Annotated in this window: 4 protein-coding genes and 1 tRNA gene; 4 read left to right on the top strand and 1 reads right to left on the bottom strand. The window is 69.6% G+C overall.

The features are described 5' to 3' along the window. The first annotated feature begins 263 nt into the window (after nucleotides 1-263). The 3 genes from ACF1CT_RS32115 (at nucleotide 264) to ACF1CT_RS32105 (ending at nucleotide 2,161) form a co-directional block, all read left to right on the top strand. Nucleotides 264-336, top strand: a tRNA-Thr gene (locus tag ACF1CT_RS32115). Nucleotides 337-599: 263 nt separating this feature from the next. Beyond that, nucleotides 600-1,007: a YciI family protein gene (locus ACF1CT_RS32110; RefSeq protein WP_391787515.1), complete on the top strand. Its 408-nt coding sequence runs from the start codon at nucleotides 600-602 to the stop codon at nucleotides 1,005-1,007. An 8-nt stretch (nucleotides 1,008-1,015) separates the two neighbouring features. Next, the gene (locus tag ACF1CT_RS32105; protein WP_391787522.1) at nucleotides 1,016-2,161 is read left to right on the top strand and encodes an RNA polymerase sigma factor; all 1,146 of its coding nucleotides are present in this window, start codon (nucleotides 1,016-1,018) and stop codon (nucleotides 2,159-2,161) included. An 83-nt stretch (nucleotides 2,162-2,244) separates the two neighbouring features. Here ACF1CT_RS32105 and ACF1CT_RS32100 read toward each other — a convergent pair whose 3' ends face one another. Continuing rightward, nucleotides 2,245-4,863 carry a SpoIIE family protein phosphatase gene (locus tag ACF1CT_RS32100; protein WP_391787514.1) on the bottom strand — a complete coding sequence of 873 codons (2,619 nt, stop codon included), beginning with the start codon at nucleotides 4,861-4,863 and terminating at the stop codon, nucleotides 2,245-2,247. Nucleotides 4,864-5,264: 401 nt separating this feature from the next. On the opposite strand from ACF1CT_RS32100, the gene ACF1CT_RS32095 reads away from it, so the two are divergent. Then, the gene (locus ACF1CT_RS32095; RefSeq protein ID WP_391787513.1) at nucleotides 5,265-10,715 is read left to right on the top strand and encodes a HAMP domain-containing protein; all 5,451 of its coding nucleotides are present in this window, start codon (nucleotides 5,265-5,267) and stop codon (nucleotides 10,713-10,715) included. The last annotated feature ends 52 nt before the right edge of the window (nucleotides 10,716-10,767 follow it).

The following is a 10,767-nucleotide window of genomic DNA, read 5'->3' as shown; positions in this document are numbered from 1 at the left end:
TACTGCAGGGGGGACCCTGTGGGAGAGTAGGTCGCCGCCGGACTCCTTTTGTGGGAAAGCCCCGTGCCCTTGTGGCACGGGGCTTTTTCGCGTTCCCGAGCCATTTCGGTGCTACTCGGTTCGGACCGTCGGGGCGGGCTGCGGTGGGCCACGGCCGATGCGGCTCCGAGCGGGATGACGAGATGTCAGGAACGTGGGTACCCCGTGGTTTTGAGTGCTCCTGATTTCGGGGTATGCTTTACACCGTTGCCACAGCGCAGCAGGCCCCAATAGCTCAGTCGGTAGAGCGTCTCCATGGTAAGGAGAAGGTCTGCGGTTCGATTCCGCATTGGGGCTCAGTAGGAAAGGCCCTCGCCATCATGGCGAGGGCCTTTCTTGTATCTGTCTCCCGTCTGCACCTGAGCGGCGGCGCACATGCGAGGTCTCCCCGCTCAAGACTTCGCCCCGCGCACCCCACCGCGGTGGAGCCGGGCACGGGGGAGGGCCGTCCGCGCGTGCCAAAAGAATCCCGGGCGCCGATGTCGAAATCCGGTGGCCTGCTCCGTCCTCGCAGTGCACGCGACCACAATGGGTCGTACCCGTACCGAGGAGAGATCCCGATGGCCAAGTACTTGTTGCTCAAGCACTACCGCGGTGCGCCGGCCGCGGTCAACGACGTTCCCATGGACCAGTGGACGCCGGAGGAGATCTCGGCCCACATGCAGTACATGCAGGACTTCGCGTCCCGGCTGGAGGCGACGGGTGAGTTCGTCGACGGTCAGGCACTCGCACCCGAGGGGACGTTCGTCCGGTACGACGGCGCGGGCCGTCCCCCGGTCACCGACGGCCCGTTCGCCGAGACCAAGGACCTCATCGCCGGCTGGATGGTGATCGACGTGGACACGTACGAACGCGCTGTCGAACTGGCCGGGGAACTGTCCGCCGCACCCGGGGCAGGAGGAGAACCGATCCACGAGTGGCTGGAGCTGCGTCCCTTCCTGGCCGCGCCGCCCACGATCACGGAATGACCTCACCGATGGACGAGGCTCTGCTCCGGAGCCTCACGCCGAGCGTGCTCGGCATCCTCGTCCGCCGCGGAGCCGACTTCGCGGCGGCCGAGGACGCCGTCCAGGACGCGCTGGTCGAGGCGGTCCGCACCTGGCCGGCCGACCCGCCTCGTGACCCGAAGGGCTGGCTGGTCACCGTGGCCTGGCGCCGGTTCCTCGACGCGACCCGGGCGAATGCCGCCCGCCGTCGGCGCGAGGACCGCGTCGACGAGGAACCGGCACCCGGGCCCACGTCCGCCGCCGACGACACACTCCAGCTCTACTTCCTCTGCGCCCACCCCTCGCTCTCGCCGTCGTCCGCCGTCGCGCTCACCCTGCGCGCCGTCGGCGGACTCACCACCCGCCAGATCGCCCGCGCCCACCTCGTGCCCGAAGCGACCATGGCGCAGCGCATCAGCCGTGCCAAGCGCACTGTCTCCGGAGTGCGGCTCGACAGGCCCGGCGACGTCGCCACCGTGCTGCGCGTTCTGTATCTGGTCTTCAACGAGGGCTACTCCGGTGATGTCGACCTCGCCACCGAGGCCATCCGCCTCACCCGGCAACTCGCGACGGCGATCGACCACCCCGAGGTGACGGGGCTGCTCGCCCTCATGCTGCTTCACCATGCCCGGCGCGCCGCCCGCACCGCGCCCGACGGCAGCCTGGTGCCGCTCGCCGAGCAGGACCGGGCCCGGTGGGACACGGGGGCGATCGGCGAGGGCATCGGGATCCTCCAGGCGGCCCTCGCCCGCGACCGGCTGGGCGAGTTCCAGTCCCAGGCCGCCATCGCCGCCCTCCACGCCGACGCACCCACCGCCGAGGAGACCGACTGGGCACAGATCGTCGAGTGGTACGACGAGCTGATACGCCTGACCGACAGCCCGGTCGCCCGGCTCAATCGAGCGGTGGCCGTCGGCGAGGCCGACAGCCCGCGTGCCGGTCTCGCGGCGCTCGCAGCCCTTGACGACTCACTACCCCGCCACACGGCGGTCGCGGCATACCTTCACGAACGCGACAACGACCTGGAAACGGCGGCGCGCCTGTACACCGAGGCGGCCCGCAAGGCCCCCAACCTTGCCGAGCGCGACCACCTGACACGCCGGGCCGCCCGCCTCAACACCCGGCACGCCCGGTGACGGTGGTCCGTCCGCGACGGTTCGGCGCCTTCGGAAGGGGGCCGCCCGTTCCCCCGCCCACCGAGGCGCCGGGCGAAGTGCGTTCAGGCGGCAGGCGGTTCGGGCACGCGCATGGCGAGGATGGCCATGTCGTCGGAGGCCGGCTCGGCGGCGAAGCGCTCGACCGCCCGCAGGATGCGCGAGGCCACCGCACCGGCCGTCAGGCCGGTGCAGGTCGCCAGGACATCGGCCAGGCCGTCGTCGCCGAGCATCCGGGTGCCCTCCCGGCGTTCCGTGACACCGTCGGTCACGCACAGCAGGACATCGCCCGGGGCGAGTGTCACGGTCTGCTCGTACAGGTCGAGGTCCTCCATCACGCCCAGCAGGGGTTGCGGCTCGGCCGCGGCCTCGACCGAGCCGTCCTGGCGCAGACGCAACGGCAGGGGATGGCCCGCGCAGACCACCTTCAGCAGGGCACTGCCGTCCTCCTGGGGCCACAGCTCGCCGTACAGGAGCGTGAGGAAGCGGCTGCGGGCACCCTCGTCGAGGATCGCCGCGTTGAGGCGCTCCAGCACCGCCGGGCCGCCGAAGCCCTCGCGGGCGAGGAGGCGCAGGGCGTGGCGGGCGAGACCGGTGACCGCTGCCGCCTCCGGGCCCGTACCGCAGACGTCACCGATGGCGAAGCCGTAGGCGCCGTCGCGGATCGGGAAGACGTCGTAGAAATCGCCGCCGACCTCGTTGCCCTCGCCCGCCGCGCGGTAGATGACCTCGATCTCGACGTTGGGTACCTCGGGCAGCCCCGGCGGCAGCAGACTGCGCTGGAGCGACTGGCTGATCGCCATGCGTTCCGAGTACAGGCGGGCGTTGTCCAGTGCCAGGGCGGCACGACGGGACAGGTCCTCGGCGAGTTCCAGGATCTCCTGGCGGAAGTGGTCGTCCGACGGCTTGCCGAGTGTGAGCATGCCGATGACGCGGTTCCGGGCGACCAGCGGCAGGACCACCGTTTCGCCGCCCACGGCGGCCGCGGTGGCGAGCGTGGTGCCGATGCCGGGGCCCGGTTCGCCGAGCCCGAGCGTCCGCATCGAGGTGCGCAGGGCGGCCTGGTGGGCAGCCGCGGAAGGGGCGGCCCAGACCCGGGCGCCGGGGGTCGGCACCGGGTCCGGCGGAGCGATTCTCGAAAGCAGCGCCTTGAGACCGTCGATGCGCTCCTCGTCCTCGTGCAGCACGTAGGAGAGGTCCGGCTCCGAGGACTGGTCCGCGATCGTGTAGACGGCGCACCAGGTGGCCAGGGTGGGGACCGTCATCTGCGCCATCAGGGCGAGCGTCTGATCCCGGTCCAGCGTGCCCGCGAGCAGGTCGGAGGCCTCGACGAGGAACGAGAGGGAACCGCGACGCAGACGCTCCAACTCGCCCAGACGGGCCGACTCGACGGCCAGCGCGATGCGGTCCGCGGCGAACTGGAGACGCAGCGCCTCCTCGTTGGAGTACCGGCCCGCGGCCTCCGCGGCGACGCCCAGCGAGCCGGTGAGCCTGCCCTCGACCTTCAGCGGCACGGTGACGACCGAGCGCATTCCCGTGCCGCCCAGCAGGGGCACGGCGCCGGGCATGCTGTCGATGTCCTCGTGGACGGCGGGCATCCGGGCGGAGCCGTAACGTCCCGTTCCGGCCTCCACCGGCACCCGGGCGAAGCGCTGCCGGGCGGAGGGGAGCCCGGTCGTGGCCCGCACCTCCAGCTCGGTCTCGTCGTCCGTGGCCAGCAGCAGGAAGGCCGAATCGGCGTCGAGCATGTCACGTGCCCGCTCGACCGTGCGCTGGAGCAGGCCGTCCAGGTCGTCGGGGGCGGGGGAGCCGATGAAGATCTCGAACGGGTCCGTCTTGCGGCTCTCGGCGTTCGCGTCGGATACCGGGGCGCGCGGCGGTGACTGGAGGACGGCGCGTTCGTAGTCGCGGACGAGCAGACAGACCGTGGACGGCTCGCCGTGCGGGTCACGGATCCGCAGGTGCGAGGCGTAGACGGGGATGGTACGGCCGTCCGCGCCCCGGATCCCGTAACTGCCCTCCCAGCGCGAGAGCCGCAGGGCCTCGGCGATGCCGGTGTTGGTGCCCGGCGTCTGCGGCCAGGCGGTGAAGTCGGTGAGCTGCTTCCCGACGACCTGCTCAGCGGTGTGGCCGAAGAGGAACCCGGCGTCCTCGTTCCAGGCGGCCACCGAACCACTGCTGTCGATCTGGACGACCGCCACGCGCACGCGCTCGTCCGCGACCGGCAGCAGGCCGACCGGGAGCTGCGGGCCCGCGGAACGGATGCCGACCGGGCGCTCGGGCAGATCGAGCTGGAACCAGACGTGCTTGTGGGTGGGGGAGTACTCGACGCCCCACCGGGAGGCCAGCGCAGCGCAGAGCATCAGCCCGCGGCCGTTCTCGCGGTCCGGGGAGACGAAGCCGGGGCCCGGGCGCTGGAGCGGGACCTCGCGCTCCGGATAGTGGTCGGCGACCTCGATGCGGACGCCGTCCTCCGTGCGCAGGCACAGCACGTCCGCGGCGGTGCCGGCGTGCACCACGGCGTTCGTCACGAGCTCGCTGGTCAGGACGACGGCGTCGTCGACGACATCGGTGTATCCCCAGCCCTGGAGGGTGTCCCGGACGAAGGCGCGTGCGGTCGCCACGGAGCGCCCGACCGGTTCGAAGGTGGCAGCCGCGCGCGCGGTGATCACAGCACTCCCCATGTGGTGTCTCGTCGCTTCCCCGAGTCCTGTGCCCGTTTATCGCCGCTTCGATTCGCTCTGCCAGGCTAGACGCTCGGTCCGGGTGCCGGGTACACGAGGGCCGACTTCGAGCAGGAACGGCCAGGAACGGGCAAGCGGGCGGACAAGTGTGGGCTTCTCGACAGCGCGATCCGCGCCAACCGCCGCAGGCCGCACGCCGACCGGTCCGGGCCTGGTACGTTTCAACGATTTGACGTCCACATGGTCACCCGTCGACGGTGGGCTGTGGCGGTGAGCCAATGAGTATCTGGGCAAGCTCCGGATAGGACCCGAGCGATACGGTCAACCCCTGCGGGAGGGACACGGTGGAGTCTGGCGTGGCGGCGCGGGGATCAGACACGCGCACAAAAGGCGGACAGTCCGTGAAGAAGCAGCGCAATGGAACCATCGACGTCGACGCGGCGGCGCTCAACAGACTGCTGGCGGGACTCGTGGCGATGCGCGACGGGAACTTCCGCAGGCGCCTGACCGTCTCGGGCGACGGTGTGATGGCGGAGATCGCGGCGGTGTTCAACGAGGTCGCCGACCGGAATCTCCACCTCACCGGGGAACTGGCCCGGGTGCGGCGTGTGGTCGGGCGTGAGGGGAAACTCACCGAGCGGCTGGAGACGGGGGCCTGCGAGGGCTCCTGGGCCGCCGCCATCGACGCCTCCAACGAACTCGTCGACGACCTCGCCCGCCCGGTCTCGGAGGTCGGTCGGGTGCTGTCGGCGGTGGCCGACGGCGATCTCGCACAGCGGATGGAACTGCGGTCGCACACGGCCGACGGAACGGTACGCCCGTTGCGCGGCGAGTTCCTGAAGGTCGCCCGTACGGTCAACAACCTGGTCGACCAGTTGTCGGCGTTCACGGAACAGGTGACCAGGGTCGCCGTCGAGGTGGGGACCGAGGGGAAGCTGGGCGGACAGGCCCAGGTACGCGGGATGTCCGGGTCGTGGAAGGACCTCACGGACTCCGTGAACACCATGGCGTACCGGCTGACGGCCCAGGTCCGGGACATCGCGCTGGTCACGACGGCGGTGGCCAAGGGCGATCTGTCGCGGAAGGTCACCGTGCACGTGGCCGGCGAGATGCTCCAGCTGAAGAACACCGTCAACACGATGGTCGACCAGCTCTCCTCGTTCTCGTCCGAGGTGACCCGGGTGGCGCGCGAGGTGGGCACCGAGGGCGAGCTCGGCGGACAGGCGAAGGTGCCCGGCGTGGCCGGGGTGTGGAAGGACCTCACCGACTCCGTCAACACGATGGCCGGGAACCTCACCTCGCAGGTGCGCGGGATCGCCGAGGTGACCACGGCCGTCGCCAACGGCGACCTGTCGCAGAAGGTCACGGTGAGCGCGCGCGGCGAGGTCGCGCAGCTCGCCGAGACCATCAACCAGATGACCGAGACGCTGCGGACCTTCGCGGACGAAGTGACCCGGGTGGCCAGCGAGGTCGGCGGTGAGGGGCTGCTGGGCGGCCAGGCACAGGTGCCGGGGGCCGCCGGGACGTGGAAGGACCTCACCGATTCGGTGAACACGGTCTTCCGGAACCTGACGACGCAGGTGCGTGACATCGCGCAGGTCACCACGGCGGTGGCCAGCGGTGACATGACGCAGAAGGTCACGGTCGACGTGGCCGGCGAGATGCTGGAGCTGAAGAACGCCGTCAACACGATGGTGGACCAGCTCCAGTCCTTCGGCTCGGAAGTGACCCGGGTGGCCCGGGAGGTCGGCGTCGAGGGCCGGCTCGGTGGCCAGGCCGAGGTGCCGGGTGCGGCGGGGACCTGGAAGGACCTCACCGACTCGGTGAACACGGCGTTCCGGAACCTGACCGGGCAGGTCCGCGACATCGCGCAGGTGACGACCGCGGTCGCCAACGGCGACCTCTCGCAGAAGGTCACGGTCGATGTCGCGGGCGAGATGCTGGAGCTGAAGAACACCGTCAACACGATGGTGGCGCAGCTCTCGAACTTCGCCGACCAGGTAACGCGGATGGCGCGGGACGTGGGTACGGAGGGCCGTCTCGGTGGCCAGGCACGGGTCGACGGCGTCTCCGGTACCTGGAAGGAGCTCACCGACTCCGTCAACTTCATGGCCGGGAACCTGACGTCCCAGGTGCGTCAGATCGCGCAGGTGACCACGGCGGTCGCGCGGGGCGACCTGTCGCAGAAGATCGACGTGGACGCGCGCGGCGAGATCCTGGAGCTCAAGAACACCATCAACACGATGGTGGACCAGCTCTCCGCCTTCGCGGACCAGGTGACCCGGGTGGCCCGTGAGGTGGGTACCGACGGGCGGCTCGGCGGCCAGGCCCAGGTGCCCGGGGTGGCCGGTGTGTGGCGCGACCTCACCGACTCGGTGAACGGCATGGCCGGCAACCTGACCGATCAGGTCCGCAGCATCGCCCAGGTCGCCACGGCGGTCGCGCGGGGCGACCTGTCGCAGAAGATCGACGTGGACGCCCGGGGCGAGATCCTGGAGCTCAAGAACACGCTCAACACGATGGTGGACCAGCTCTCGAACTTCGCCGAGCAGGTGACCAGGGTCGCCCGCGAGGTGGGCACGGAGGGCATGCTCGGCGGCCAGGCCGAGGTGCAGGGAGTGTCCGGCACGTGGAAGGACCTCACCCAGTCCGTCAACGGCATGGCGAACAACCTGACCCTCCAGGTCCGCAACATCGCCGAGGTCACCACCGCCGTCGCCAACGGCGATCTCTCCAAGAAGATCACCGTCGACGCCAAGGGCGAGATCCTCGAACTGGTCACGACGGTCAACACCATGGTCGACCAGTTGCTCAACTTCGCCGACGAGGTGACGCGCGTCGCCCGTGAGGTGGGGACCGAGGGCATCCTCGGCGGCCAGGCCCGGGTGCGCGGCGCGACCGGCATCTGGAAGGACCTCAGCGACAACGTCAACCTGATGGCGAACAACCTCACCAGCCAGGTGCGGAACATCTCCCGGGTGTCGTCCGCGGTCGCCAACGGCGATCTGACGAAGAAGGTCACCGTCGAGGCGCGCGGCGAGGTCGCCGAACTCGCCGACACCGTCAACACGATGGTGACGACGCTGTCCTCGTTCGCCGACGAGGTGACGCGCGTCGCCCGTGAAGTGGGCACGGAGGGCGAACTGGGCGGCCAGGCGCGCGTGCCCGGCGTCTCGGGGACGTGGAAGGACCTCACCGAGTCCGTGAACTCGATGGCGTCCAACCTGACCGGTCAGGTGCGGCAGATCGCCGCGGTCACGACCGCCATCGCCAAGGGCGACCTCACCAAGAAGATCGACATCGATGCCCGGGGCGAGATCCTGGAGCTGAAGAACACCATCAACACGATGGTCGACCAACTGTCCTCGTTCGCCGAACAGGTGACGCGGGTCGCCCGTGAGGTGGGGACCGAGGGGCAGTTGGGCGGTCAGGCCCGGGTGCGGGACGTCGACGGCACCTGGCGCGACCTCACCGAGTCGGTGAACGAGATGGCGGGGAACCTGACCCGCCAGGTGCGCGCCATCGCGGCGGTCGCCACGGCGGTGACCCGGGGCGATCTGAACCTCAAGATCGACGTGGACGCGGCCGGCGAGATCCAGGCCCTGCAGGACAACATCAACACGATGATCGCCAACCTGCGCGACACCACGGCCACCAACAAGGAACAGGACTGGCTCAAGGGCAACCTCGCCCGGATCTCCGGTCTGATGCAGGGGCGGCGCGATCTCGACGACGTGGCCTCGCTGATCATGAGCGAGCTGACGCCGGTCGTCTCCGCGCAGCACGGGGCGTTCTTCCTGGCCATGCCGATCGGGGAGACCGACACGGTCGGGACGGACACGGACCAGGACAACGCGTACGAGCTGCGCATGAGGGGCAGTTACGGGTACTCGGCCGGATCGATGCCGACGTCCTTCCGCCCCGGTGAGACGCTCATCGGGACGGCGGCGGAGGAGAAGCGGACCATCCAGGTGGACAACGTTCCGCCGGGGTATCTGAAGATCTCCTCCGGACTGGGCGAGGCACCGCCCGCGCATGTGATCGTGCTGCCGGTGCTCTTCGAGGGCAAGGTCCTCGGCGTGATCGAACTCGCCTCGTTCCAGCCGTTCACCCAGATCCAGCGGGACTTCCTCAACCAGCTCGCCGAGATGATCGCGACGAGCGTCAACACCATCAGCGTCAACACGAAGACCGAGAAACTCCTCGAACAGTCGCAGGAGCTGGCCGAGCAGTTGCGGGATCGTTCCAAGGAGCTGGAGAACCGGCAGAAGGCCCTCCAGGAGTCCAACGCCGAACTGGAGGAGAAGGCCGAGCTGCTGGCGCGGCAGAACCGCGACATCGAGGTCAAGAACACCGAGATCGAGGACGCCCGGCAGGTCCTGGAGGAGCGTGCCGAACAGCTCGCGGTCTCGATGCGCTACAAGTCCGAATTCCTGGCGAACATGTCGCACGAGCTGCGCACCCCGCTCAACTCCCTGCTCATCCTCGCCAAGTTGCTCGCCGACAACGCCGAGGGGAATCTCTCGCCGAAGCAGGTGGAGTTCGCCGAGACGATCCACGGGGCGGGTTCCGACCTGCTCCAGCTGATCAACGACATCCTCGATCTGACGAAGGTCGAGGCGGGCAAGATGGATGTCAGTCCGACCCGGATCGCCCTGGTCCAGTTGGTCGACTACGTGGAGGCGACCTTCCGGCCGCTCACCGCGGAGAAGGGCCTCGACTTCTCCGTGCGGGTCTCGCCGGAGCTGCCCGCCACGTTGAACACGGACGAGCAGCGGTTGCTCCAGGTGCTGCGCAACCTCCTTTCCAACGCCGTGAAGTTCACCGACAGCGGGGCGGTCGAGTTGGTGATCCGGCTCGCCACCCAGGACGTGCCGAACGCCATCCGCGAGCAGCTTCTGGAGGCCGGTTCGCTGCGCGCGGCCGACGCCGACCTGATCGCCTTCTCGGTGACGGACACCGGCATCGGCATCGCGGCCAGCAAGATGCTGGTGATCTTCGAGGCGTTCAAGCAGGCGGACGGCACCACCAGCCGCAAGTACGGCGGTACGGGGCTCGGACTGTCCATCAGCCGGGAGATCGCCCGGCTGCTGGGCGGGGAGATCCACGCGGCGAGCGAGCCGGGTCGCGGTTCCACGTTCACGCTGTACCTGCCCCTGCATCCCAGCGAGTTGCCGCCGCAGGGGTATCCGCAGAACGGTCCGGAGGGTGCCGAGGCGCGCGGCGTCGCAGCCGCGGAGGCGCTGCTTCCGGAGTCCGCTCCGGGGGTCGGCGCGGGGACCGGCTCCCATGATCCGGCGGACGTCGGCAACACCGCCGGGGGTGCCGGCGGGCTGACGCCGCACCGACGCAAGGCCCTGGGCGGGGCCGGACGGCAGCCCGCGCTGCCCTCCCGCACCACTGCCCCGGCCACCGGGCAGGAGCAGTGGACGCCCGGAGTCCAGGAGGCGCCGAAGGCCCGCAGGGCGTTCAGGTTCCACGGCGAGAAGGTGCTGATCGTCGACGACGACATCCGCAACGTCTTCGCGCTCACCAGCGTGCTGGAACAGCACGGTCTGTCGGTGCTGTACGCCGAGAACGGCCGCGTCGGCATCGAAGTCCTGGAGCAGCACGACAACGTCGCTGTCGTACTGATGGACATCATGATGCCGGAGATGGACGGGTACGCCACGACGACGGCGATCCGGCGGATGCCGCAGTTCGCCGGACTGCCCATCGTCGCGCTGACCGCGAAGGCCATGAAGGGCGACCGGGAGAAGGCGATCGAATCCGGTGCTTCCGACTATGTCACCAAGCCTGTTGACCCTGATCATCTTCTGTCCGTCATGGAGCAATGGATGCGCGGAGAATGATTGGTGACGGAAAGAATTACGATGAGTTGATGATCGACTGTGTTCGCGGGGG

The organism is Streptomyces sp. NPDC014734, from assembly GCF_043083325.1.
GTDB lineage: Bacteria > Actinomycetota > Actinomycetes > Streptomycetales > Streptomycetaceae > Streptomyces.
Note: the sequence above shows the minus strand (reverse complement) of the source record. Positions and strands in the feature narration are given on the sequence as shown.